This is a genomic window from Pelomicrobium sp. (assembly GCF_036803785.1).
Taxonomy (GTDB): domain Bacteria; phylum Pseudomonadota; class Gammaproteobacteria; order Burkholderiales; family UBA6910; genus Pelomicrobium.
Genome location: NZ_DAIRTR010000014.1, coordinates 1 through 25808, shown reverse-complemented (window position 1 = coordinate 25808; position 25808 = coordinate 1). Strand labels below are relative to the sequence as shown.

Genomic DNA, 25808 nt, shown 5'->3' with positions numbered 1-25808 from the left:
CATGGCCGTGAAGCTGCTCGAAGCGGCGGGGCGTGCGGCGAATCGCGCCCAGGACCGCTGCCCTTGGCCCAGGATATCCCTCGTGACCTGCTCGTACCAGCAAGGGAGGTATCTCGAGCAGGCGATCCGATCGGTGCTGGACCAAGACTACCCAGCTCTGGAGTACCTCGTGATAGACGGTGGCTCCACGGACGGAAGCGTGGACATCCTCCGGCGCTACGAGACGGCCCTAGCCTTCTGGGTCTCGGAGCCGGACGGCGGTCAGACCGACGCCCTGATCAAGGGGTTCAGCCGCTCGACGGGCGAGATCATGGGCTGGCTCTGCTCCGACGACCTGCTGCTGCCCGGAGCGCTGCGGGCAGTTGCGGCCTTCTTCCTTGCTCATCCCAGCGTCATGGCAGCCTATGGGAACGCCCTGTGGATCGACCGCGAGGGCCGATTCTTGCGGGCGAAAAAGGAGATGGGTTTCAGCCGGTTCGTGTTCCTGCACGATCACAACTACGTTCCCCAACCGTCCATGTTCTGGCGCCGGGAGCTCTATCGCGCGGTGCATGGTCTTGACCCGCGCTTTGACCTGGCGATGGACGCGGATCTCTGGGAGCGGTTTTCCCGAGTGACCCGCATTGCCCATATTCCGCGCTATCTGTCCTGTATGCGCTTTTACGCCGAACAGAAGACCCGCCGCCGGCGGCTCGAGGCTGACCAGGAAGACCAAGCTATCCGCTGCCGCAACCACCCGGCGACTGGTCATCCGCTAGCGGCGCGGGCGCTGCGGCTCGCAGCTCGCAGCTTGCGGGTGGCGGCCAAAGCCCTGGCGGGCGGCTACACGGCCCGGGTGCCTGCGGCCTATCTCGACTGGCTCGAGGAACGCGCTTTGGGGAACACGGAAAGATGACCCTCGAACGTTCCTGGCAGAGCGTCACCGACGCCCTTGCCCCCGCTGTCGCGGCGGCTCTGCCCATCACTTCAGGCGCTTGGCATGTGCTGTTCAGCAGACGGCCGCGGCCCTTGTTGATGCCCGCCAGCGGCTTTCGACTGCAGAGGAAGTGTCTGAGCTATTTCGTGAGCAATGGGTTCGGTAGGCTCTATGCCCAGTTCCTGCTCAGGGCCAACACACTCCTGCCCAGGGGCGCACTGTTGCCCGAATTCCATTGGCCGAGAGAACGACGTTGCGCCCCGAGGCAGGACACGCCGCTTCGCGGCCGGTTCAATGCGGCGATCCAAATCGGCACCCCAGGCCCTTACCAGAAAGCCTCCATCCTCCTCCTCTCGGAGCAGGGCGAAGCGCTCGCCTTGGCGAAAATCGCCCTGGTGCCAAGCGCCGATCACGCGGTGGCCACCGAAGTCGGGTGGCTGAGGATGCTGGAGGAATTCGACCAGCTCGCGGACCAGGTGCCCCGACTGCTCGCGGAAGGCACGGCGTTCAACGGCCGGCGCTACCTGGTCACCACCCTCGCTCCGAGCTCCAGGGTAACAAGGACGTTCACTCCCGCCCACCAGCGCTTCCTCGCCGCGCTGGGGCGCATTCGCCTAGAAAGCCTGCGCTTCCGAGCTTCTCATTGCTTTCAATACCTGCAGCGGACCCTTGCCCAGCTCGAGCCCTACGTGGAACGGGACAAGACGGTGGCCCTCTGGGATGCGGTGCTGGACTGCGAAAGGTCTCTCGCCTGTTGGACGAGCCCTTGCGTCATCGCCCAAGGCGATTTCGCGCCGTGGAACATCCGCGTACACGGCGAGCGCATCTACGTGTTCGACTGGGAATACGCCCGGCTACAGGCGAGCCCCCTCGCGGATGTCCTCCATTACTCCATGATCCAGCGGGCCCTGTCGGGACGCTCAATCGGTTCGGGGTTTTTCGCGGCAGCGCTGCGCCAGGGGTGGGCCTTCGCCCGGGATGCCTATCCCGAATGGACGTGGACGTCCCGCATCGTCACCGGGCTGGCCCTCGTGTACCTGCTACAGGTGCTGCTGCACTACTCCCGGGCGAGCAAGCGCCTTGACCTTTCCCACCCGGTCATCGCCAAGTACTGGCGGCTCATCGACGCACGGCGGACATGGATGGCCACCTGAGTACCTGCGTTCCGGGAGCAGACGGTCGCGGGCCACGACCCCTGCGGATTTTGCTCTCTGCCTATGCCTGCGAGCCCGGGAAGGGATCTGAGCCTGGCATCGGCTGGCGATGGGCGCTGAACCTCGCCCGCAGGGGGCATGACGTCTGGGTTCTCACCCGCGCTAACAACCGGGAAGCGATCGAAGCCGCACGACCGCAAGAGCAAGCGCCGAGCCTGCGCTTTGTCTATTACGACCTGCCGTCCTGGGCTCGCCGCTGGAAGCGGGGCGGCCGTGGCGTGCGGCTGTACTATGTGTTGTGGCAATGGGGCGCCTACCGCCTCGCCCGCAGGCTCCACCGGGAGGCCCGCTTCCACATCGCCCATCACATCACCTTCGGCGTGTTCCGTCACCCTTCCTTCATGGCCTTTCTCGATATCCCCTTCGTGTTCGGCCCGGTGGGCGGCGGCGAGCAGGCACCCCGCCCCCTGAGAAGGACGTTTCCCTTGCGCGGCTACCTGTTGGACCTCGCCCGGAACGCGGCCAACTGGGCCGTTCGCTTCGATCCCCTGATGGCGGCAACTTACCGGCGCGCCGCCATCACTTTGTGCAAGACCCGGGAAACCCTCAGGCGCATCCCAGCGAGGTACCAGGACAAATGCCTGGTGCACGTAGAGGTGGGCATCGACATTCCGCAGCCCGGTTGGGCAGAACGCCGGCGCAGGGCTCACGAGGGCTTGCGGGTGCTGTACGTGGGGCGGATGCTGTATTGGAAAGGGGTCCATCTGGGGCTGCGGGCCTTCGCCCGGTTTCGGGAATCCCACCCCGACACCCGGTTCACCCTCATCGGCAGCGGGTGTGATGAGGCATGGCTACGCCACCAAGCCGAGGAGCTTGGTCTTGCCCAGGCAGTGCACTGGGTGCCGTGGCTCGAGCATTCCGCCGTGATGCGGGCCTACCACCGGCACGACGTGTTCCTGTTTCCGAGCTTGCACGATTCCAGCGGCAACGCGGTCCTTGAAGCCCTGGCCCACGGGCTGCCGGTAGTATGCCTGAACCTGGGGGGGCCTGCCGTCCTGGTGGATGCCTCCTGTGGTTTTCGGATTGAGCCGGGGCCTGCAGAGGATGTGGTGGCGGGCCTCGCCGCCGCCCTCGCTGCCCTCGCCGACAACCCGGTACTCTCCGAGGCCATGTCCCGGGCGGCCGTGGAGCGCGCCCGCCGACAGTTCTCCTGGAGCCGTCAGACAGCCCGCATGGAGCGCCTCTACAGCGCCCTCGCTGCCGAGGAGCTGCGCGAGCGGGTCGCATGCCGGACGGTGCGATGAAACGCGCCATGAAACGCTTCGCGGAAATCCTGACGCTCGCCGCAGGCCTTTCGGCCGCTGGCATTGAAGCCGCCACGCGCCATGTGGATCCCGCCCATCCCGCTGCGCGGGATGCGGGCGAGGGTCCCTACAGGACGATCGGCTACGCCATGAAGCGCCTCATGCCCGGCGACGTGCTGGAGATCGCCCCCGGCGTCTACCGGGAAGCGCTGGTCTTTCCGGAGCGGGATTGGAGCGCGGGCCCCACCCTCATCCGAGGGGTGGGCGAAAGTCCCGCCCTCATCAAGGGCTCGGAAGTCGTCACCGGTTGGGAGCCGCTGGGGAACGGGCTGTTCGTCAAGCGCCCATGGACCGTAAACAGCCAGCAGGTTTTCGTCGACGGTGCGCCGCTGCAACAGATCGGCGGAACCATCCTGAACGGCTACCCCGACAAGCCAAACCATCCCATGAAGCGGCTCCACGCGTCCCAAGGAGGCATCTGGCCAGGCCGTGTGCCCGGCGGGCTCGAGGCGATGACTGACCACAGCTTTTACTACGACCAGAGCTCCCGCAGCCTATACATCAAGATCCCGTTGGCTTCCCTCGCAGGGCGCACGGTGGAGGTGAGCGTACAACCCTACCTGGTGCTCGGTCAGGGGTTGCGCGGCGTGACCCTGAAGAATCTTCGTTTCCAGCACGCCAATACGACAGCGGTCAGCCAGGCTGGCGCCGTCACCCTGTCCGGCGACGACCTGGTGCTGGAGAACATTGACATTGCCTGGGTCGACGGAAACGGGCTCGACATCACAGGGGACCGAAACGAGATCAAGAACAGCCGCGCGAGCTTCTGCGGGCAGGTAGGCATGAAAGTCCGCGGTCGCGCGAACCGCTTGCTCCATAACGAGACCAGTTTCAATAACACCCGCGGCTTCAACAAGTGGTGGGAAGCGGGCGGCGCCAAGTTTGTCGGCGCGGGCGGTCTCCAGGACTCGGAGGTGGCCGGCCATCGCGCCATCGGCAACCGAGGCGATGGTCTGTGGTTCGACTGGATGAATCGCAACAACCGGGTCCACGGCGGTGTATTCGCCTACAACGCAGGGTTCGGGATCCATTACGAGGCGAGCCGGCAGGGTTACTTCCACGACAACTACGTGTTCGGGAACAAGCAGCGCGGAATCTACCTTCCCGATAGCTCGGACTCCGTGGTGGCCCACAACCTGGTGGCGGCAAACGGCATGGAAGGCATCGCTGTGGTGGATGAAGCCGGCGCGAGGGGCGGGCAGGGGGCGGGGCTCGAGCCCCGGGGCAATCGGGTCTTGGGCAATATCGTCGCCTGGAACGGCAAGGCCGCCCTGGTGTTGCCCGAGGACGGCCTGAATAACACTTCGGATCACAACCTGTTCCTGACCGACAAGGACCCGCCTTCGTTCTCCCAAGGCTGGGGTTCGCGAGGACGGCCCATGCGCCAAGGCCTTCCCCAGTGGACCGCCGCCTCCGGCCAGGACGCCCATTCCTGGAGCGAAGCCCTCGCCCTGCCGGCAGAGCTCCTGGCGGCGCTGAACCGGCGGGACCCGGACCCCGACTGGTCGCCAGTGCTGTCCTGGGCTGACCGTTTCCGCGTCCCCAGGCTCCAAGGCGCTGGCAGCGCTTCCCATCCCAGAGCCCCCGGACCCGCACGATGAGGCGATTGCGCATTCTTGTAGTCCACAATCGTTACCTCACCCCCGGTGGTGAGGATGCAATGGTCCATGCCGAAGTCGAGTTGCTGCGGCGTCATGGCCACGACGTCGTCCTGTACCAACGGGACAATCGCGAGCTGGAGTCCATGGGTGCCGTGGAAGCATTGGCCCACACCCTGTGGTCTGTCCGCACCTGGCACGAGGTGGGCCGCCTCATGGCTTTCTTTCATCCCCACCTCATCCATGCCCACAACACCTTTCCCCTGGTCTCCGCCTCCCTTTACTGGGTCGCAGCCCGAGCCGGCGTTCCCGTAGTGCAAACCCTGCACAACTTCCGTCTGCTGTGCGTACAGGCCATGTTTCTCCATGGCAACCGGGTGTGCGAGGACTGCCTGGGGCGGCTGCCATGGCGCGGTATCGCACGCCGCTGCTACCGCAACTCGGCGGTCCAGTCCTCGGCTCTCACCGCGATGCTGTGCCTGCACCGTAGTCTGGGAACGTATCGCAGCAAGGTGACGCGCTACATCGCCCTCAATGAATTCTGCCGCCGGAAATTCATCGCCGGGGGGCTGCCCGCGGCACGCATCACAGTAAAGCCCAACTTCGTGGACATCCCACCACCTCCGGACGCACCCCGCCACGGCGGGCTGTTCGTTGGCCGCCTTTCCCCCGAAAAGGGCATCGACACCCTGCTCGCGGCCCTGGACGAGCTGCCTGGGATGAGTCTAGAGCTGATCGGAACGGGGCCGGAACAGGCCAAGGTGAAGGCGCATCCGGGCGTGCGGACGCCAGGATGGCTGGATTCAGCAGCAGTTTATGAGCGCATGCGGCAGGCTTCGTACTTGGTGCTCCCCAGTCTCTGGTACGAAAACTTTCCCCGCACCGTGGTGGAAGCCTTCGCCCATGGGCTGCCGGTGATCGCCAGCCGCCTGGGAGCCATGGCAGAGCTGATCGAGCACGGGCGCACTGGCCTGCTGTTCGAGCCTGGATCGGCCCAGGATCTGGCCCGCCACCTGGCATGGGCCGAGGCGTTTCCGAAGAAGATGCGGGCGATGGGGCAGAACGCCCGGGCCGAATACGAGGCGAAGTATACGCCCGAGAAGAACTACGAACGGTTGATGGAAATTTACGAAAATGCCATGGCCGAGACGCGCACCGGCGTGGCGGCCTGAGGGGAATGCCCGTGGAGCAAGGAAAATCCGGCGCCATCGTCCTAGGGACGCACATCGATGCGCTCACCTGGGACCAATGCCTCAACCGGATCGTCCTCTGGGCGGCCCGGCGCGAGTCCCGCAGCGTGTTTCTGTGCAACGTTCACTCCGTGGTCACCGGCATGTGTGCTTCCGACTTTGGGCGCGTCCTCCAGCAGGCAGATCTGGCGCTTCCGGACGGTGCACCCATCGCCTGGTGGCTCCGCCGGTGCGGGCACAAGGGGCAGCCGCGCATCAACGGTCCGGACCTGATGCTGCGCTGCTGTGCCCGCGCCGCCGAAGCGGGTCTTGCTGTCTTCCTCTACGGCTGTAGCGAGGCCACCCTGGACCAGCTCGGCGCACGCCTGCGTGAAGCGTTTCCCAGCCTTAAGCTGGCGGGGGTCTGGGCACCGCCTTTCCGGGCCCTGACACCGGAAGAGGATGCCCGCGTCACAGGCATCATCCAGGCCTCGGGAGCGCAGATCGTCTTCGTTGCCCTGGGCTGCCCCAAGCAGGAGGCATGGATCGCCCAGCACCGGGAGCGGATTCCCGCCGTGATGATCGGCGTGGGAGCAGCCTTCGACTACCACGCCGGCCTCATCCGGCGGGCGCCGCGCTGGATGCAGCGGGCGGGCCTGGAATGGCTCTACCGCCTGGTCTGCGAGCCGGGGCGACTGTGGCGTCGCTATCTGGTCACCAACACCCTTTTTGTCGCTTTCCTGCTCGGCGAGCTGATGGCGAAGCGGCGGAGCGGCAGCACCTGCAATCGCGGTCAAAAAACCCACGGGAGATCGTCATGAGGATTTTGGTAGTGGGTGGGGCCGGCTACATCGGCTCCCACATGACGAAAATGCTGGTAGAAACGGCCAACGAAGTCGTCGTTCTAGATAGCCTCGTGAGCGGCTTTCGCGACGCGGTGCTGGGTGGACGACTCCTGGTGGGGGACCTGGCCGACCGAGCACTGCTGGATCAGGTCTTCTCCGCTCACCGCTTCGACGGCGTCATGCATTTCGCTTCCTCCATCCAGGTGGGAGAGTCGGTGCGCCAGCCCGCGAAGTACTATCGCAACAACGTGGCGAACACCCTGAACCTGCTGGAGGCCATGGTCAGGCACGGGGTTGGGCGGCTCATCTTCTCTTCGAGCGCTGCCATCTTCGGCGAGCCCGAGCGGCTGCCCATCGATGAGGCTCATCCGGTGCGTCCCTTGAGCCCCTACGGGCGCTCCAAGTGGATGGTGGAGCAGGCGTTAGCCGATTATGAGCGTGCCTACGGTCTGCGTTATGTCACCCTGCGCTACTTCAACGCCGCCGGTGCTGATCCCCTGGGAATGCTGGGCGAGCGCCACGAGCCTGAGACCCATCTGATCCCCCTCGTGCTACGGGCCGCTTCGGGCCGGCGCCGGGCGGTGGAGATCTTCGGCGCTGACTACCCGACGCCGGATGGCACCTGCATCCGGGACTACGTCCATGTGGTGGATCTGTGCCGCGCACACCTGCTCGCCCTGGAGCGGCTTATGGACGGGGGCGCGAGCGGCGCCTACAACTTGGGCAACGGCAGCGGCTTCTCCGTGCGGGAAGTGATCGACGCAGCGCAAAAGGTGACTGGCCGCAACATTGCGGTGAAGACAGCGCCCCGCCGGGAAGGAGATCCTGCCCGGCTCGTGGCCGACGCTGCCCGCGCCCGGCGGGAGCTTGGCTGGCGGCCAGTCTACCCGGCGCTGGAGACCATCGTGGCCCATGCCTGGGCGTGGGAAAAGAAGAGCACCGCGGCGCCCATCCAAGCCACCCCAGGTTAGGCGGGCTTGGACGCGTCACGAACACCCCTTGGAAAGAGCATGAGGGCAGAGCCAGCGCTCAGGCGCGCCGGTAAGCGCTAACCGTTCCTCCAGATCGACGGGTTAGAACGCGACTTTCACGTTCGCCGACACGGCATCGTAATCGTAGTCCCGTCCCAAGACGTTGGAGTTCCGATCGCCCCGCTCGTAGGCGAGCGCCAGCTCTGCGTTGCGCCACGGCGTGTAGCCCACAGCGAGGCTGCCGCCGCGGAAGCGATCCTCCCGGGCAGGTCCGCCCGCCAGGATGAATCCCGGATCGCCCTCGAAATCTCGTTTCTCGTAAACCCATCGGGCCTGGAACACCAGCTTGGACGTGGGCGCCCAGCGGGGGCCGAGGCTGAAACCTTGGCTCAAGACATAGCTCGCCGAAACGTCCTCGATGGACCGGATCTCCCGCCACACGGCGGCGTTCAAGAGGATCTTGGCGGTGGGCGTCCAATCGAAGTCCAGGCGCCCAGTCATCCCGTCGAAGTCCCGCTGGGAGAGCTGCCCGTGGCGTCGGCTGGTGTAGCCGATCCGCATGTCGAAGTGGGATTTTCCTCCAGGGTAACCGCTGACCACGGCGCTCGCCTCCACCTCGTCGTAGCGGTTGTCCACCAGGCTGCCGGCGACGAACTGCCGCTGGGGAAATTCCCCGTTGCTGTACTTGACTTGCGTGCCCGCGGTGCCCCCTGCGGGAGTGAGATAGTCCACCCCTAGGGTGGTGGAGACGGTGCGGCTGTCCAGGGAAGCTCGGATGGGCTCGCTGTGGTGGAATTTCAGCCACTCCATACCACCCCGCAGCCGCCAGCGGGGCGTCAAAAGATAAGTCGCCGCACCGAAGGCGCGATCCTCGGTGATGATATCCCGCAGGGGCGCTTGGAGCTCGGCCAGGCTCGCCAGGAAACGCCGTCGGCTATAACCCAGATCTCCCCGCCCATTGGGCCCAGCCAACCATTTCCAGGTGGCGCTGGCCTTGTAGCCGGTATGGTTGAGAAAGGCAAAGCGCTCGAAGTTGTCGTCATCCACCCGTCCTTCTAGGATGACTCGCTGGCGGCTTGCAGCAAGGTTCGCTCGAATGCCGGCGCCGAGTCGATAACGGGTGTCGGACTTCTGCGTGGAACCGAGGGTCGCCTGGGTATCCGCGGCGTCCGACAACCGAAACAAGTTGCTGTCCCAGGTCACGCCGCCGGAGACGAAGGGCTCGACGATCCGCTCATCCGGTTCGGGGGCTGGGTAGGCGGGATACCGTCCCGTGTTCGGCCAGACGATGTCTTCCGTCGTCTGGTAGGCCGGTACGACGGTAGGTGCAGCCAGTAGGGCGAGAGCAACGAGTTTCGTGCAGCGCATCATTCGATCCTCCTGGCACAGTGCCGAACGATCCCTGATGACAGCGAGATTCATGCCTACCGCCAGGCCGCGATGAGATGGGGGAGAGGAGGCACAAGGCCCGCCCCGCAGAAAGCGTCCGGGGCGCACATCCCGAACGAAGCCGGGCGACAGCGCTTGTGTGTCGTTCTGTTGCGACACTGAGAAATCGTGATTGTCATGAGCGTTTGAGAAACGGCCGTCCAGCAAGCGTTGCCTTGTAGCGACAGAAGTCACTCGCCTTCCGGGCCGCTCGTGCCCGGCATCGTCCCTATCGGGAGGCTGGCCGATGGGCGCGATCGGGGACGTCATGCGCCTCGGGATCCTCGCGCCATGTCGTTCAGCACCGACAGGACCGCCTCCCTAGAGCCGCCTTCGCCTCCCGATGACAAGGAAATGGTGTACGGAACCGATTGAATGCAGTGGATCGGCATGGCAGCTGGCACGGCGGTTGCTGAAGCGAACCCGGCGGCCAAGCAGGTGGCGGACCGAGGGAGACGGACGCGGACAACATGGCGTGAGGAACTTCGATACTCCATCGCATGAGCACCCTGGCCAGGCAGTTTCAGCCAGTCGGCACCGAGTTGCCGCTGGTGGCGTTGATCCGGATCGGGCTGGCGCCAACGGTCTGCGTGGCCGGTTTGCTTCTGTGCATGATGCTCTATCGAGAGCCTCTTTCCTCGCGTTACGTCCTGTTGGCGATCGTGGCGTTTGTTATCTCGGCGCGGATCTTCGGCGAGCTGCCAGTGGGCAACAACGGTTCGAGGCTTCCCCTCTTTTTTCCGGGGCGCAGCATCGTCACCCACTGGGTGCTGGTGATTAGCTGCCTGCTGTTCCTAGCCTTCATCACGAAGATGTCCGGCCTCTATTCCAGGAAAGTGGTGCTCACTTGGTTCGTCGCCACACCCCTCGCCCTGCACGGGGCTCAGGAGCTTGCGTGCCGTCTGCTGCCGAAGCTCGTCTCGTCCAGCGCTGCCATCCGCAACAAGATCATCGTCGGAGCCAATGAGCTTGGGCGCGAGCTGGCGAAGCGCATTGCCGAGGACCCGTGTCTCGGAAGGGTGCAAGGCTTCTTCGACGACCGCAGCCCAGATCGATTGGGCATCAAGGCCCAAGACCTCCTCGGCGGTCTAGACCAGGTGACCGACTATGTGAAAAGGCACGCGATCCATGTGGTGTACATCACGCTTCCCATGTCGGCGGATCCCCGCATGCGAAGGCTGCTGGACGGGTTGCGGGACACCACGGTTTCCATCTACTTCGTGCCTAACGCCACGGCCTTCGACCTGATCCAGGCGCGGGTGCATCAGGTGGGCGGGATTCCGGTCATCGCTATGTGCGAGACCCCTTTCTACGGGTTAAACGGCGCCCTCAAGCGGGCCTTCGACCTCACCGCAGCGAGCCTGATCCTGCTTCTCGTCTGGCCCCTCATGCTCGCCATCGCCCTGGGCGTGAAGCTGAGTTCCCCTGGCCCTGTGCTGTTCAAGCAGCGCCGCTACGGCCTGGATGGCAAGGAGATCGTGGTCTACAAGTTTCGCTCCATGACCGTGTGCGAGGACGGAGAGCGTATCGATCAGGCGAAGCGAAACGACAAGCGCGTCACCCGCTTCGGCGCGTTCCTGCGCCGAACCTCCCTGGACGAGCTACCCCAGTTCCTTAACGTGCTCGAAGGCACCATGAGCATCGTGGGGCCTAGGCCCCACGCCGTGGCCCACAACGAGCAATACCGCCGACTGATCAAAGGCTACATGATCCGGCACAAGGTCAAGCCGGGCATCACCGGATGGGCCCAGATCAACGGCTTCCGGGGCGAGACGGAAACGGTGGAGAAGATGAAGCAGCGCATCGAATACGACCTGGATTACCTGAGGCATTGGTCCCTGTCCTTGGATTTTTGGATTGTCGCGAGGACCGTGTTGGTGCTGCTGAAGGATCGCAATGCGTATTGAGCCCTCAGGTGGAGGAACTATGCCCAGGCGTGCATTCTTCAGGAGCCGCAGCCGGCGCCGCCCCCGTGGCCCGTTACTCGGCACGATGGGCACGCTCCTGCTTCTACTTGCGGCAGCGCCCGGTTCGAGTGAGGAGTACCGGCTCGGACCAGGGGATGTAGTCAAGATCTCGGTATACAACAACCCGGATCTCGCCACCGAAGCCGAAATCTCCGATAGCGGCGAAATCAGCTTTCCCCTGCTCGGGGAAGTCGCCCTCGGCGGGCTGACCAGGACGGAGGCTGAGCGGACCATCTCCTCCCGCCTCCACCAGGGCGGCTTCGTTCCCAACGCCAGCGTCAACTTGCTGGTAACCCTTTACCGCAGCCGCCAGGTGTCGGTGTTGGGAGAGGTGCACAAGCCCGGCAAGTATCCGATCCAACAGTTGAGCAGCGTCACCGATCTCCTCGCAGCGGCCGGCGGCATCACCGAAAAGGGCTCCTCCGTGGTTACGGTGATTCGACGGGATGCCAACGGCAACGCCACGCGACGGGAAATTGACATCAAGCAGCTGCTGCGTTCCGGTGACCTATCAGGGAACCTCCTTGTGGGGGCGGGCGACATCGTCTACGTGCCCCCGGCCCCGGTCTTCTACATCTACGGCGAAGTGCGCCAGCCGGGCGTCTATCCCCTCGCGCCGGACATGACGGTGCGCCAAGCGTTGTCTGTCGGAGGTGGGCTGACGGTGCGGGGTACGGAGCGGGGCATCCGCCTCGACCGCAAAGGCCCCGACGGCAAGCTACACAGCTACCGTGCACGGCTGTCCGACAAGCTGCAACCGGACGACGTGCTGCACGTACCGGAGAGCTGGTTCTGATGGCCCACGGAGGCGCACAGCCATGACGTTCATACAGTTCCTGAGAATCCTGCAGGGGCGCACGAGACTTATCGTGCTGGTCACCATCGCTATGCTCGGCGTTGCGGCCGCCGCGATCGCACTCCTGCCCAAGCGCTACGTCGCCACGGCGAGCGTAGTGGTCGATGTGGGCATGCAACACCCTGTCTCAGGAACAGCAGTGCAGCCCCAACCAGTAGCGAGCGCCATCGCCACCCAGCTCGACATCATCGCCAGCCCCCAAGTGGCGCAAAAGGTGGTGGAAGCGCTGGGGCTCGAGCAGCGCCCAGACGCCGGAGCGCTGCTCAGGAACGCAACCCCCTTGGCTGCAGTGAAGACATGGCTGGCGCTCCTCTCCTCCGGGAGCGAGCAAGAGCGCCCGCGCTCGTTGAAGGAGTGGCTCGCCGAGCGGCTCCTCCGCGATCTCGAGCTGCAGTCGAGGCGTGACAGCCAGGTCATCAAGTTAAGATACACCTCCGCCGATCCGCAGTTCGCCGCCGAAGTGGCCAACGCCTTCGTGCACGCGTACCTGGACACCACGGTGCAGCTACGGGTGCAGCCGGCCAGGCAAAGCACCCGCTGGTTCGATGATCAGTTGCAAGCGCTCAAGCGCAACTTGGAAATGGCGGAAGCGCGGCTTTCGAAATTTCAGCAGGACAAAGGCATTGTCGCTAGCGACGAACGCCTGGACGTGGAAAACGCCCGACTCGCCGAGCTGTCGTCCCAGCTCATCGCGGCCCAGGCTGAGTCCTACGGCAGCGAAGCGAGTGAGCGGCAGATCCGCCAGTTTCTAGCGGCCGGTGCAAAGCCCGAAAATGCCCCGCCCGAAGTACTCAGCAATGCCCTGATCCAGCAGTTGCGCCACGAGATCGCCCAGAAGGAGGCGAAGCTCGGCGAGCTGTCCCTGCGCATCGGCCGCAACCACCCCCAGTACCAAGCGGCCTTGAGCGAGCTTGCGCGGCTGCGCATCGAACTCACTAGGGAAACCCGCCAGGTGGCCGAGGCGTTGGCCTCCGGAGGGCGCCTTTCGCGTGAGCGTACGGGCGCCCTCCGCCGGGCGCTGGAACAGCAGAAGGCCAAGGTCTTGAAGCTCAAGAGCGAACGCGACGAGCTGGCGATCCTCTCACGGGAGGTGGAAAACGCCCGGCGGGCCTACGATGCGGCTGCCCAGCGCTTCACCCAGGCGAAGATGGAGAGCCAGCTCGACCAGGCGAACGTTTCGGTGATCAACCCCGCTTCGGTTCCCCTACGGCCAGCGTATCCCAACGCAACGCTGATCCTGGCCCTGGGGTTCGTCGGCGGCCTGGCCCTTGGCATCAGCCTGGCTCTTGCCTGCGAGGCCGCCAACCGCTACGTGCGTAGCGACCGCGACCTCGTCGAAGCTCTCGGTCTCCCGGTGCTGGCGGTCCTTGTGCCGAGAACCGGCGGCCGGCAGAACGTGGCGCGCCTGCCGCGGCCCAACCTACGCTCCCTTCATAGCCCATGAGCCCCACCATGAGACGTATGATCGAGCTGAAGGACGCCGGCCCGGGTCGGGGCGCAGCCGGGGTCGATGAGCGACCCATTGGCCGCATCTTGGTAGACATGGGGAAGCTACGGCCCGACGATGTAGCGCGGGTGTTCCTCTACCACCGGGAAAAAGGGCTGCCCTTCGGCGAGGCGGCACGCCGACTGCACCTCGTGAGCGCTGCCGACGTGCAGCAGGCGCTGGCAATCCAGTTCGACTTCCCCTACCTGCAGCCCAGGCAGGGAGCCCTCAGCCGCGAGCTCATCGCCGCCTACGATCCCTTTGACCGCCAGACAGAAACCCTGCGGGAGCTGCGCACCCACCTGCTGCTCCACTGGTTTTCGCCCGAGCGGAAAATGCTGGCCATCGTCAGCCCGGACAGCGGCGACGGCAAAAGCTACCTAGCGGCCAACCTAGCAGTGGTGTTCGCCCAGATGGGCGAAAACACCCTGCTGATCGACGCGAATCTACGCGCGCCACGGCAGCACCGAGTGTTCGGGCTCGGGAGCACCGGCCTGGGGCTTGCCCAAGCCTTAAGCGGACGCACCACCCTAGATGTCGCCGAACGGGTCGCCTATTTCGAGAGCCTGTCGGTGCTCGCCGCGGGTACCGTGCCTCCGAACCCCCTGGAGCTGTTGAGTCGGGCAGAGTTCTGCCGGTTGCTGGAGGAAGCGGCTCACCGATACACGGTGATCCTGATCGACACACCGGCTGCCGCGCTGGGGGCGGACGCGCGCATCGTGGCCGCCCGCGCCGCAGGCGCCCTTCTGGTGGCGCGCCAGGACAAGACCAGGGTTTCCGATCTCAGGCGACTCCAGCAAGCGATCGTAGACTGCGGCGCCGCGCTAGCGGGCACTGTCATGAATCGTCTTTGAGCGAAATGCAGGCCACTGGGCTTAATGGACATTCCCCGAGAGATCGTCAACACGAGACAGTCGGCATGACTGGAGGAAAGAACGTGAAGAAAGCGTTGATCACCGGAATCACAGGCCAGGACGGGGCTTATCTGGCGGAATTCCTGATCGAAAAGGGCTACGAAGTACACGGCATCAAGCGCCGCTCATCCTTGCTCAACACCGACCGCATCGACCACCTGTATCAGCATCCTCAAGAGAAGAATCGCCGCCTGATTCTCCACTACGGGGACATGACCGATACCAGTAGTTTGGTGCGGGCGATCCAACAGGTGCAGCCGGACGAGATCTATAACCTGGCCGCCCAGAGCCACGTGGCAGTGTCGTTCGAGGAACCCGAGTACACGGCCAACGCGGACGGGCTCGGTGCACTGCGTATTCTGGAAGCGATCCGCGTCCTCGGGCTGGAGCGGCGCACGCGCTTCTACCAGGCGTCCACTTCCGAGCTGTTCGGCAAGGTGCAGGAGATTCCCCAGCGGGAGACCACCCCTTTCTACCCGCGCAGCCCCTACGCAGCGGCGAAGCTCTACGCTTACTGGATCACGGTGAACTACCGGGAAGCCTACGGCCTATACGCGTGCAACGGGATCCTGTTTAACCACGAGTCCCCCAAGCGCGGGGAAACCTTCGTCACCCGCAAGGTGACCCGCGGGTTGGCCCGCATCTGCCTGGGGCTGCAGGACTGCCTCTACCTCGGAAATCTGGACGCTCGGCGGGACTGGGGCCACGCCCGGGACTACGTGGAAATGCAATGGCTCATGCTGCAGCAGGATCGACCGGATGATTACGTCATCGCCACCGGGCAACAATACTCGGTACGCCAGTTCGTGGAGACGGCGGCCGAGGAATTGGGCATTTCCCTTGTCTGGAAAGGCCAAGGCAGCGACGAGCGCGGCGTGGTGGCGGCGGTTGACAGCCCCCTCGCCACCCACGTTCGCGCCGGCCAGATCATCGTGCGCATCGACCCCCGTTACTTCCGCCCCACCGAGGTCGATGCGCTGCTCGGCGATCCTGCCAAGGCCCAGCGCTGCTTGGGATGGCGGCCGAAAACCTCGTTCCGGGACTTGGTAGCCGAGATGGTCCTGGAGGACTACCGAATTGCCCAGCGGGACCGACTGGTGAAACGGCACGGTTACAAGGTGCTCGAATACCATGAGTAGCGCCATCGGTTCGAACGCCCGCATCTACGTAGCTGGTCACCGTGGCATGGTGGGCTCGGCGTTGATGCGAGCCCTGCACGCTCGGGGTTACCGCAACCTGGTGACGCGCACTCGCCAGGCGCTCGACCTGACCGAGCAGGCGGCGGTACGCCGCTTCATGGCGCAGGAGCGGCCGGACTATGTCTTTCTCGCCGCCGCCAAGGTGGGGGGCATCCTGGCCAACGACACTTACCGCGCGGATTTCATCTACCAGAACCTGATCATCGCCACCAACGTGATCGAGGCCGCTTTCCGCGCCGGCGTGCACCGGCTCCTCTTCCTGGGCTCGAGCTGCATCTATCCCCGCGACTGTCACCAGCCGATCCGGGAAGAGGACCTGCTCACTGGGCCATTCGAGCGGACCAACGAGCCCTACGCCGTGGCGAAGGTGGCAGGCCTCAAGCTGTGCGAGGCGTTCAACGTTCAGTACGGCACTAGTTATGTCTGTGTCATGCCGACCAATCTGTACGGGCCCCACGACAATTTCGATTTGATCACGAGTCATGTGGTTCCGGCGCTCCTGCGCAAGGCCCATATGGCCAGGCATTGCGGCGCTGCGACCCTGACCGTGTGGGGATCGGGAAGACCGAGGCGGGAACTGCTGCATGTGGATGATCTGGCGCGCGCCTGTGTTCTGCTCATGGAGAAAGACGTTGGCGAAGGCGTGTACAACGTAGGCACCGGAACCGACGTCACCGTGCGGGAGCTGGCGGAAACCGTGGCCCGGGTCGTGGGCTTCCAGGGCGAACTCAGCTTCGATACCAGCAAGCCGGACGGCACATTCCAGAAGCGCCTGGACATAAGCCGCATCCGGGCGCTCGGCTGGACGCCGCACTACAGTCTGGAAGAGGGATTGCGGCACACCTATCAGTGGTGCTTGGAAAACCATGTCTTCGAGCGCGCCGAAGCGGAGTACCGGTGAAGACGGGGCTTTCGAGCGATGCCGGCGGTCCGGAGGCGCGCGCCTCTTCAGCCCCGAACGGCAGCGGTGCTGCCTCCGCCCGAGCGAAGCGCGCGTTCGCCTGGCTGGAAGGCGCCCGTTGGGCGTTGATCGACCAGTGTCTCGTCAGCGCAACCAACTTCCTCACGATCTACCTGTTCGCCCGTCACCTCACCACGGCAGACTTCGGCCTCTTCATGCTCGCCTACACCGGGCTGTTGCTGCTCACGAGCGTACAAAGTGGGCTGATCGTCCAGCCCCACAACGTGCTCGCCGCGGGTCTCGATTTGGCACAGTACAGGCGCTTCACCGCTGCCTTGGTAGCCGCCCAGGCAGCGCTGGGCGGGGCCGTGTTCCTCGCCCTGGTCGCCGCCGGCGCGTTCTTGAGCTACGCCGCCTCCCCCGCCCTGGGCGCGACCCTCTTCGCGCTGGCCGTCGCTGCCGTACCCTGGATGGGGCAGGAGTTCGTGCGACGCGTCCTGTACACGCGGGGACAATCCCGCGGAGCGGCGTTCAACGACCTGATCTCCTACGGTTTGCAGCTGCTGGGAGCCTGGGCTCTCACCCGGCCCGGGCCATGGCGAGGTTCGGCGCAAGCCGCGCTCCTGATCTTGGGCGCCTCCTCCCTCGCCGGCGTGGCCCTCGGTGTGGCGCAGCTCCGCGACCACGTCCGCTTCGACGCCGGAACGAGCGAGTCCCTCAAGCGGATCTGGGCGCAAGTGTGGGAGTTCGGCCGCTGGCTTGCGGGGCAGAACCTTATGGTGTGGCTAGGCAGCCAGGGCCACGCCTGGCTGGTCGCAATCATGCTGGGGGCAGAGCAGGTGGGCCTCTATCGCGCCGCCACCCACCTCGTCAATGTGATGAACCCCCTGCGGCAGGCTGCCTACAGCTATCTGCCTTCCCGGGGCAGCCTGGCCTATCAGCGAGGTGGACGGGTGGGGCTTTCCCGCTGGGTACGCCGCGCTCTCGTGTTGCTCACAGTGGCCTTCGTCCCGTTCGCCCTAGTGCTGGTAGGTTTCCCGGGCCCCGTCCTGGAGCTCGCTTATGGGACCCGCTATGCCAACAGCGAAATGGCTCTGCTGCTCGCCCTGTCCACGGTGGCCCAGTGCATCACTTTCTCCAAGTTTCCCTTCGATATCGGCCTGCTGGCCCTCAAGGGAACGAAATCCATCTTCTACATCCATCTCATCCCGGTGGTTCTGCTGGCCACCTCGGGGGTCGCCTTCGTTGGCCTGCTGGGCGTGCTAGGCGTTCCCTTGTCCAGCATCGTGATCAACACAGCCCTGCTGGCGGCCACGGGGCTTGCCTACGGGCGGCTCATGAAGCGAGGCTTCGCCGCCGCCCCAGAGGCCCCGTCGACACCGCGAGCCAAGGATTGAATTCATGGGGAATCGGTTGATCCAGGGTGCGGGGATATCGCACATGCACGGGTCATCGACGCCAACCGTTGCGCGGAAAAGGCGCGAAGAAACTCCCGACAGGCCAGGAGTAGCGGCCTTCGGCGAATGGAACACCGCCAACCTGGGGGATCGGGCGATCTACCGGGCCTTGGTACAGTTCTTCGAGGAATGCGGCTGGCGGGTGGACGCCTACGGCCTGGGAGCCTTGAAACCCACGGTGGAGCTGGCCGCCTCGGGAGGCGGCACTGCGCCGGCACACGTCTCCTACCGCCTGCCGCCCGGGCTCGCGCCGGGGGCCAAGCGGCTCGTTCGTGGGTTACGACAGCAGTACCGGCTACTGCGGCTCCTGCCGGGTCTCAGGCGCATCCAGGCGATCTCTGTGGGAGGAGGGGGCCTCCTCACGGACGCGAACCTGCACTTTCCCCAATCCCTGGCCGCCCTCGCCCAGGGCGCGGCATGGCTGAATAAACCCCTCTTCTGTCTGGGCTGCAGCGCCGAAGGTCCCTGGTCGCGAGCAGGCGAGACGCGCATTCGCCGCTTTCTCGCCGCCTGCACCGTGGTGGCCGCCCGGGATCATACCACCGCCCAGCGGCTCAGCGCTGTCCTGGAACGGCCCGTGCCGGTCTTCGGCGACTTCTGCCTCGCGGCTCGCCACCTCCAAGGCCCTCCGCGCCAGCCCACCGAGGATTTCACCATTGCGGTAAACGTGAGCCGACTTCCCGCCCCTTGGGACAGGGCTCAGCAGCGACTAGAGGACGCCTTGGTGGCCCTGGTGGGCACCATAACCCGCAACGCCCTGAACCAGGACGCGCCCTGGGTGCGCATCTTCACCACAGGCGTTGCGCAGGACGTGGTTGCGGCCCAGCGGGTGTTCGCCCGCATCGCGGGACCGCGGGTGGAGCTCTGCTTTCCAGAGCACCTGGAGCAGTTGCTCGACCTGCTTCGGAAAAGCGACTGGGTCATCGCCTCCCGGCTCCATGCCGCCATCCTGGGGTTGGCCGAAGGCCTTCCGGTGATCGGCCTCTCCGCGGCGCCCAAGCTCCGGTGCCATTTCGAAACCTTGGGCCTGCAAGAATTCAGTCCCGAATTGGAGCACGCACTGCGGCTCGCCCCTCTCACCGCTCCGTCCCGGTGGGAGCAAGTGCTCTCCGCACAGCGGGAAGCGATGCGCCGCTCGGCCGCTTGGGCCGGTCGGGAAGAGGTGCGGCGCCACCTTCTCGCCCTGGCCCATGAATTCATCTCCAGACCCGCGACAGCCGGCCATGAACGTGGCACTGTACCTTAAGCACTTCCCCGCCGCTGGCTCGCCGCTTCTCGGTGGCACGGCCATTGCCGTCCACGGCCTCGCCTCCGGGCTGGCCGCCAATGGCGCGGCGGTCACGGTTCTGTGCGAGGGTCCCCAGCGACGCTCCACCTGGAGCGAAGCAGGTTACGCCATCGAATGTTTCCCCAACCTCGCACCCTACCGTAGCTTCCGCCTGGCCCCGGAGCTCAAGCGTTACGTGGGCGAGAGGCTCACGCCATCGCGCAGCGTATGCCTCGTCAACGGCATGTTCCATCCGGCGGCTTACGCCATGGGGCGGTTGTTGCGCGCCCGGGGCATCCCCTACGTGGCGGTACCCCACGATCCCTACGAGCGATCAGTCTTCCGCAGGAACCGGCACCTCAAATGGCCCTATTGGTTTCTCTTCGAGCGCCGTCTGCTTAAGCACGCCGCCGCTATCCAGGTCCTGGACGGGCGCCATGCCGAGTGCTTGCGCCGGCTCGGGCTGGAAGTGCCCGTGATCGAAGCGCCGAACGGGATCGATCCGGCGGCGGTGCCGCCCTGCTCGTCTTTGCAATGGCGCGGCAGGGAGGCACAACCCATGGCGCTCGTGTTTCTCGGGCGGCTCGACGCCTACCACAAGGGCCTAGACCTGCTCCTCGCCGCCGTGGCCCAGCTCGTCCCCGAGCTCGATCTTCGGCTCACCCTTCAGGGACCGGATTGGGGAGACCGGCCGACACTCACCCGCCAGGCCCAGGCCCTGGCCATCGCCGACCGGGTCTCTTTCCGGGAGCCGGATTACCGCCGGCCCGCACCCGAGCTCATTGCCGCCCACGACGTCTTCTGCCTGCCGTCCCGGTTCGAAGGCTTTGGCCTGGCGGCCCTGGAGGCCATGCTGGCTGCCCGCGTATTGCTGGTGTCCGAGGGCGCCGGAATCGCCAGCCACGTGCGGACCGCAGGCTGCGGTCTCGCCGTGCCGCCGACGGTGGCCGGGATCAAGGCCGGGCTGCGCACACTGGCAAAGCGCCGCGCCGAATGGAAAGACATGGGGCTCAGCGGCCGTCGTTACGCCCTAGCTAGGTTCCAGTGGAAGGCGATCGCTGCCGACGCCCTGGCCCGCTACGCTCGCCTACTTGCCTGACCATGGACGACCGCGCCTATCTCGCCCTGGCCCTGTGCGATGCCCTGGAGCAGGCCGAAATTCCCTATTGCGTGGTGGGAGACAGCCGCGGCTATCTCGAGGCGATCGAAAGCGACCTCGACCTCGTCGTATCCCAGGAGGCCTTCCAAAAAATCCCCCGCTTGCTCGCCCGCTTCTGCCGGGAGCAGGACGTGCGCCTCGTGCAATGGATCCAGCACGAGCAGACCGCCATCTACTTCGTCCTGGTGTGGACCGACACCGCAGGCAAACCGTGCTACCTCGCCCTGGACGTGTGCAGCGACTACTATCGGGCCGGCCGACGCCTGCTGGCAGCCGACGAGATCCTGGCGGGCCGCCGGCTCGAGCTGGACGGCGCCGGCGAGCCCAAGGGCTTCTATGTGCCGTCCCCCGCCGTGCAGTTCATCTACTACCTGCTGAAAAAGATCGACAAAGGGAACCTGGAGGACCACCACGGGGAGTATCTGTCGGAGCGCTGGCGGCAGGACCCGGATCGGGCACGAGTGCTACTCGAGCGGTTCTGGCTGACGGGAGGGAATGCCCAGCGCCTCGCCTGCGCCGCAGAAAGCAACGACTGGTCAGCCGTGCGAGGCGACCTGCCCGCCTTGCGCCGCGCGCTGCACCGGGCGGTGCCCCGTTCCTTCGCCAGCATGCTGGGAGAGCTGCACCGCAAAGTCGTCCGGGTGCTCCAGCCCACCGGGGCCCTGGTGGTCTTTCTCGGCCCCGATGGCAGTGGCAAGAGCAGCGTGATCGAGCAGGTGCTGGCCGATCTGGCACCGGCGTTCCGAAAAACCTACCGCTTCCACCTGCGCCCCCGGGCCCTGGGGAGCGGCAACACTACCTTCGCCCGGGTCACCACACCCCATGCTTCTCCCCCGCGAGGAACCCTCGGGTCGGCAGCCAAGCTGCTCTATCTGGCCCTCGACCATCTGGTAGGCTATGCCCTGGTGGTACGCTCCCTCATCACCCGCTCCACCCTGGTGGTGTTCGACCGCTATTATCACGATCTGCTGGTGGATCCAGGGCGTTACCGCCACGGCGGTCGCCTGACGCTAGCCCGGTGGTTGGCGAGGCTGGTCCCGCGCCCCGACCTGTGGGTGCTGCTGGATGTCCCAGCCGAGGTGGCACAGGCCCGTAAAGCGGAGGTTCCCGCCGCAGAATCCGCGCGTCAGCGCCGAGCCTACATAGAATTGACAGCGCGGCTTGCCAATGCCATTGTGATCGATGCGGCGCAGGCCCTCCCGACCGTGGTGGCCGACGCAGAGGCGGCAGTGCTGGATGTCCTGGAGCGCCGCGTGGAGCGCCGCCATGCCACGGTGCAGCTCTTCCGCAACCCCGTCACGACCCGCCTGCTCCTGTTCTTCTGCCGGCACAAAGTGCCCGTGCTGAGCAAGCTATTGCGAGTTGTTTTCAACAGCGACATCTACTGCCGAATCGACTCCCCCATACACATGCCCCATCCTTACGGGATCGTAATCCATTCCAAGGCGGTGATCGGCAAGCGGGTAACCATCATGCAGCAGGTCACCATCGGCGGCAAAAACCTGGACGAGAACGCAGCACCGGTGATCGAGGACGACGTCTATATCGGCGCCGGCGCCAGGATCCTCGGTGGGGTGCGGATCGGCCGGGGCGCGACGGTAGGCGCTAATGCGGTAGTCACCCGGGACGTGCCCCCCTATGTCACGGTGGTGGGTGCAAACCGCATCCTCGACCCGGATCCGCCTCCGTTGGGGCGTGATGTGGAACGAGCGGCGCCCCTTGCGCCGAGCAAGGCTTTCGGATCCTGAGCGTCTGACATGGGCTCTCACATCGCTCCATGCCGCTTCCCCGTGCAAGCGGGTACGCGCTCTGGCCTGCTCTGGTCGGAATACGGCTTTCTCCTGGGGGTCGCCATCGCCGCCGCGGTCACCGTGGACCCCCTGGCGTGGGGCTTGGCCACCTATCCGGCCATCAAGCATCTAGCCCTCCTGATCACGCTGCCGGCGATCGGCCTCACCCTGGCGGGACGCCGTCTGTTTGATCCCCTGCCCGCGGCGCGACGCCCGGTGCGAGCCGCAGAGGCAGCCTGGCCCTTACTGGTCCTCGCCGCCATCATCGTCGCCGGAAGCCTCTCTGCACGGTTGCTCGGCGACATTCGCAGCACGTTTCTCAACGTAGGGCTCTACATGGCGTTGACCGTGGCCGCCGCGGCCATGGTGCTCGAATCGGATGCGCCCGCAGCCCTCGTGCGTGGCTATTTGCGCATCGTCCTGGTGGCGGCTACGGTGATGGGCTGCTACCTGATCGCCAACTTCGGCGTACGCCAGGTCTACCACGAGCAGATCTTCCTGGTCATCCCGATGGCCGCCTGGTTTTTCGCCGATACGGGGATACGACCCCTCAAGCGCTGGCCGGCCTTCGCCTTCTTTCTTTCCATGGCCGGGTTCTCCCAGAAGTACACATCCTATCTGATCGGGATGATCACAGTGGCCTACCTCGCCGCCATCGTAGCCTTGCCCCGGCTACGCTCGAAGCCGCTGCTGCACCGGTTGGCGCTGGTCTACGGATTCCTGCTCCTTGGGACCGCGGCCGCTGCAGGGCTTGCCATCCTGGTGGCCAGGGGTTCGCTGGCGCTGCCCACCGGCAACGTGGAATACCGCCTGCATACCTATGGCACAGCCTTAGAACAGTTCAAAGCCTCGCCCTTGTGGGGTAGCCTGTTCACCGCCGAGGCGGTGGAGAAATTTACCCTCTATGCCATCGGCATTGCGGACAACATGCTACCGACCCACAGCGACCTGCTCGACCTGATGGCCCACGGCGGCCTGCTGGGCCTGGGGCTTGCGGCCTGGGGGCTCGCCCGGGTGGCCCGCATCGCCTATACGAGCCTGCTGCGCCCGGCGGCCCTTGCTCACCCCTGGGCCCCCGAGGCCCACACCCTGGCCCTCCTCAGCCTGGCCGGCGGGATCACCTTTACCTTCAATCCCATTCTCCTGCAGCCGTCCATGGCCTACCTGCTGTGGACGGGGGTAGGGTTGCTGCTCGGCTTGAGCCTGCGGGCCCAGAGCCCGGCGGTGCTGGACTGTCCGAAGCCGAGACGGTTGTGGTAATTTGACGGGCGGAAAAATCCTTCAGGATGTGCGCCGTGCGCATTGCCCGAATCTTTGCTGCCCTCGTTGCGGCCGCATTGACCGATGCAGGGCCCATGGCGGGGGAGCTTCCTCCGTCCAAAGCCCAAGCAACCCCGGTGAGTCCCCTGGAGGCCCGGTACGCTAAGCGCTGGGATCAGACGGTTCACGGTAACCTGCTACGCCGCATCCTGCCGCCCGGACCCGATCCGGCGCGGCTCCCCGAGCCCCGGTCGGAAGGGGCCCGGCTCCTCCAGCGCTATTGCGTCCAGTGCCACCATCTGCCGAATCCCGCCATGCACACGGCCGCCCACTGGCCCGCCGTCGTGGACCGCATGGTGTGGCGCATGGAAGGCAAAGGCAATCTGGGTCCGCTGATGAAAGACCTCATGGCGGAGGTCGAGGCGCCCACAGCGGCGGAAAAGAAAACCCTGGTGGCCTACCTCCAGAAACACGGACAGGAAGCGATCGATCCCCGCCGCTATCCCGACCTTGCCACTCCCGAGGGACAGGCATTCGAGCTGGCCTGCTCCCAGTGCCACGCCACGCCCGACCCCCGGCGGCACACGGCCAAGGAATGGCCTGCAGTAGTGGAGCGAATGCGCGGCTACCTCGCCTGGCATGGCACCATCGAGGGGGGGCCCTCCAGCCCCAAGAACGCGGTGGAGCTGGACCTGGAGACTATCCTCGCCTTCCTGAAAAAGCACAGCCGGGGCCATTGACCCCGGGCGCCGGGTCAGTGGGAGCGGCCTTCCGGAGAGTGCCGGTCTAGGTATTGCAGCAGCTCCTCCAAGGGCATCGGCCGGGCGTAGAGAAAGCCCTGACCGTGTCTGCACCCGTTTTCCAGCAGGAAGCGCCTCTGCCCCTCATCCTCCACCCCTTCGGCGATCACCCGCAACCGCAAGCGCCGGGCCATGGCGATGATGGCGGTCACGATGGCCGCGTCGTCGGGGTCGACGGCGATGTCGCGCACGAACGAGCGGTCGATCTTCAAGGCGTCGATGGAGAAGCGCTTGAGATAGCTCAAGGAGGAATACCCGGTGCCAAAATCGTCGATGGAAAGACCTACTCCCAGCGCCTTGAGCTCCCTTAAGCTCACCACCGTCCTTTCCGCGTCCTTCATCAGCACGCTTTCGGTAAGTTCCAGCTCGAGCTGGGAAGGATCCAGTCCGCTCGCACCGAGGGCTGAGCCCACTGCGCGCAGAATGTCCCCGTGGCAGAACTGGCGGGCCGAGACGTTGACCGCCACCCGCGGCGCCTGGGGATGGCGCTCGCTCCACCGGCAGGCGTCCCGACAGGCCTGAGCCAGCAGGAATTCCCCCAACGCCACGATGAGGCCGGTCTCCTCAGCCAGGGGGATGAACTCGGCCGGGGGCACCAGTCCCCGCTGGGGATGCCGCCAGCGGGCGAGGGCCTCGACGCCCACGACCCGTCCCGTCTCCAGCTCCACCTGGGGCTGATAGTGGACCTCAAATTCTCCTCGCTCGAGCCCCCGTCGGATGGCCCCTTCCAGCTCCAGCCGCCGCACCGCCATGGCGTTGAGCTCGGGGGTGAAGAAGCGGTACATGTTGCGCCCTTCCTTCGCCTGGTACATGGCGGCATCGGCGTTCTTGAGCAGAGTCTCGCAGCTCGTCCCATCGGCGGGGAACACGGCGATACCGATACTGGGGGTGGAGAACACTTCCTGGGCATGAATGCGAAATGGCTGGGTGAACGCCTGCAGGATCTTCTCTGCCACCACGGCGGCATCCCGGGACGCTCCCAGTTGGGTGAGCAGCAGCCCGAACTCGTCACCGCCCAGGCGGGCTACCGTATCGCTCGGGCGCACGCAGGCGCGCAGTCGCTCTCCCACCTGCCGCAGCAACTGGTCCCCCGCCTCGTGACCCAGAGAGTCGTTGATTTCCTTGAAGCGGTCTAGGTCCATGAACAGGATCGCCACCCGCTCTCCGCTGCGCCGGGCAGCGGTCACCGCCTGAGCGATCCGATCGGAGAACAAGCTGCGGTTGGGCAACGCCGTGACCGGATCGTAGAAGGCGAGCCGCTCCACCGCTGCCTGGGAAGCCTTGCGCTCGCTAATGTCCTCTGCCAC

The 25808-nt window shown here is 65.5% G+C and carries 21 protein-coding genes; 19 read left to right on the top strand and 2 right to left on the bottom strand.

Features of this window, described 5'->3' with window-relative positions:
• The first annotated feature begins 1 nt into the window (after position 1).
• From V7Q81_RS03045 to galE, 7 genes are read left to right on the top strand one after another with little or no spacing between them, the layout of a single operon-like run.
• On the top strand, positions 2-895 hold the full coding sequence (locus V7Q81_RS03045) for a glycosyltransferase family 2 protein (RefSeq protein ID WP_333840236.1): 894 nt from the start codon (positions 2-4) through the stop codon (positions 893-895).
• Positions 892-2070 (top strand): phosphotransferase family protein, encoded by a 1179-nt coding sequence (locus V7Q81_RS03040; RefSeq protein ID WP_333840234.1) that lies wholly within the window; start codon positions 892-894, stop codon positions 2068-2070. Before V7Q81_RS03045 ends, V7Q81_RS03040 begins: the two co-directional genes overlap by 4 nt.
• On the top strand, positions 2055-3374 hold the full coding sequence (locus V7Q81_RS03035) for a glycosyltransferase family 4 protein (RefSeq protein WP_333840232.1): 1320 nt from the start codon (positions 2055-2057) through the stop codon (positions 3372-3374). The genes V7Q81_RS03040 and V7Q81_RS03035 overlap by 16 nt, the downstream gene beginning before the upstream one ends.
• 8 nt (positions 3375-3382) lie before the next feature.
• Positions 3383-5035: a right-handed parallel beta-helix repeat-containing protein gene (locus tag V7Q81_RS03030; RefSeq protein WP_333840230.1), complete on the top strand. Its 1653-nt coding sequence runs from the start codon at positions 3383-3385 to the stop codon at positions 5033-5035.
• On the top strand, positions 5032-6204 hold the full coding sequence (locus tag V7Q81_RS03025) for a glycosyltransferase family 4 protein (RefSeq protein WP_333840228.1): 1173 nt from the start codon (positions 5032-5034) through the stop codon (positions 6202-6204). The genes V7Q81_RS03030 and V7Q81_RS03025 overlap by 4 nt, the downstream gene beginning before the upstream one ends.
• Positions 6205-6209: 5 nt before the next feature.
• Positions 6210-7022, top strand: coding sequence for a WecB/TagA/CpsF family glycosyltransferase (locus tag V7Q81_RS03020; protein ID WP_442954741.1), 813 nt, complete (start codon positions 6210-6212; stop codon positions 7020-7022).
• Positions 7019-8017, top strand: a complete 999-nt coding sequence (gene galE / locus V7Q81_RS03015) for a UDP-glucose 4-epimerase GalE (protein WP_333840224.1) — start codon at positions 7019-7021, stop codon at positions 8015-8017. Before V7Q81_RS03020 ends, galE begins: the two co-directional genes overlap by 4 nt.
• Positions 8018-8119: 102 nt before the next feature.
• Here galE and epsL read toward each other — a convergent pair whose 3' ends face one another.
• On the bottom strand, positions 8120-9388 hold the full coding sequence (epsL, locus tag V7Q81_RS03010) for an XrtB/PEP-CTERM-associated polysaccharide biosynthesis outer membrane protein EpsL (RefSeq protein WP_333840222.1): 1269 nt from the start codon (positions 9386-9388) through the stop codon (positions 8120-8122).
• A gap of 557 nt (positions 9389-9945) precedes the next feature.
• On the opposite strand from epsL, the gene V7Q81_RS03005 reads away from it, so the two are divergent.
• From V7Q81_RS03005 to V7Q81_RS02950, 12 genes are all read left to right on the top strand, one after another.
• Positions 9946-11352, top strand: a complete 1407-nt coding sequence (locus tag V7Q81_RS03005) for an undecaprenyl-phosphate glucose phosphotransferase (protein ID WP_333840220.1) — start codon at positions 9946-9948, stop codon at positions 11350-11352.
• A gap of 19 nt (positions 11353-11371) precedes the next feature.
• Positions 11372-12208: a polysaccharide export protein EpsE gene (epsE, locus tag V7Q81_RS03000; protein ID WP_333840218.1), complete on the top strand. Its 837-nt coding sequence runs from the start codon at positions 11372-11374 to the stop codon at positions 12206-12208.
• Positions 12209-12230: 22 nt separating this feature from the next.
• Positions 12231-13712: a chain length determinant protein EpsF gene (gene epsF, locus V7Q81_RS02995; RefSeq protein ID WP_333840217.1), complete on the top strand. Its 1482-nt coding sequence runs from the start codon at positions 12231-12233 to the stop codon at positions 13710-13712.
• A gap of 8 nt (positions 13713-13720) precedes the next feature.
• Positions 13721-14608 carry a chain length determinant protein tyrosine kinase EpsG gene (gene epsG, locus V7Q81_RS02990; protein WP_333840215.1) on the top strand — a complete coding sequence of 296 codons (888 nt, stop codon included), beginning with the start codon at positions 13721-13723 and terminating at the stop codon, positions 14606-14608.
• A 65-nt stretch (positions 14609-14673) separates the two neighbouring features.
• Positions 14674-15807, top strand: a complete 1134-nt coding sequence (gene gmd / locus V7Q81_RS02985; RefSeq protein WP_333840214.1) for a GDP-mannose 4,6-dehydratase — start codon at positions 14674-14676, stop codon at positions 15805-15807.
• The gene (locus V7Q81_RS02980; protein ID WP_333840213.1) at positions 15800-16768 is read left to right on the top strand and encodes a GDP-L-fucose synthase family protein; all 969 of its coding nucleotides are present in this window, start codon (positions 15800-15802) and stop codon (positions 16766-16768) included. The genes gmd and V7Q81_RS02980 overlap by 8 nt, the downstream gene beginning before the upstream one ends.
• Entirely contained in the window at positions 16765-18165 is a 1401-nt protein-coding gene (locus tag V7Q81_RS02975; RefSeq protein WP_333840212.1) for an oligosaccharide flippase family protein, read from the top strand. The genes V7Q81_RS02980 and V7Q81_RS02975 overlap by 4 nt, the downstream gene beginning before the upstream one ends.
• A gap of 43 nt (positions 18166-18208) precedes the next feature.
• Positions 18209-19471 carry a polysaccharide pyruvyl transferase family protein gene (locus V7Q81_RS02970; RefSeq protein ID WP_333840211.1) on the top strand — a complete coding sequence of 421 codons (1263 nt, stop codon included), beginning with the start codon at positions 18209-18211 and terminating at the stop codon, positions 19469-19471.
• Complete coding sequence (locus V7Q81_RS02965; protein ID WP_333840210.1) at positions 19449-20591, top strand: glycosyltransferase; 1143 nt, start codon at positions 19449-19451, stop codon at positions 20589-20591. The genes V7Q81_RS02970 and V7Q81_RS02965 overlap by 23 nt, the downstream gene beginning before the upstream one ends.
• 2 nt (positions 20592-20593) lie before the next feature.
• A complete protein-coding gene (locus V7Q81_RS02960) occupies positions 20594-22399 on the top strand; it encodes a DapH/DapD/GlmU-related protein (protein ID WP_333840209.1) in 1806 nt (601 codons plus the stop codon).
• 9 nt (positions 22400-22408) lie between these two features.
• Entirely contained in the window at positions 22409-23701 is a 1293-nt protein-coding gene (locus tag V7Q81_RS02955; protein WP_333840208.1) for a hypothetical protein, read from the top strand.
• Between the two features lie 35 nt (positions 23702-23736).
• Positions 23737-24441, top strand: a complete 705-nt coding sequence (locus V7Q81_RS02950; protein WP_333840207.1) for a hypothetical protein — start codon at positions 23737-23739, stop codon at positions 24439-24441.
• A 14-nt stretch (positions 24442-24455) separates the two neighbouring features.
• Here the strand turns inward: V7Q81_RS02950 and V7Q81_RS02945 are convergent.
• Positions 24456-25808: putative bifunctional diguanylate cyclase/phosphodiesterase (locus tag V7Q81_RS02945; RefSeq protein ID WP_333840206.1), on the bottom strand; the 1353-nt coding region annotated here is incomplete at its 5' end.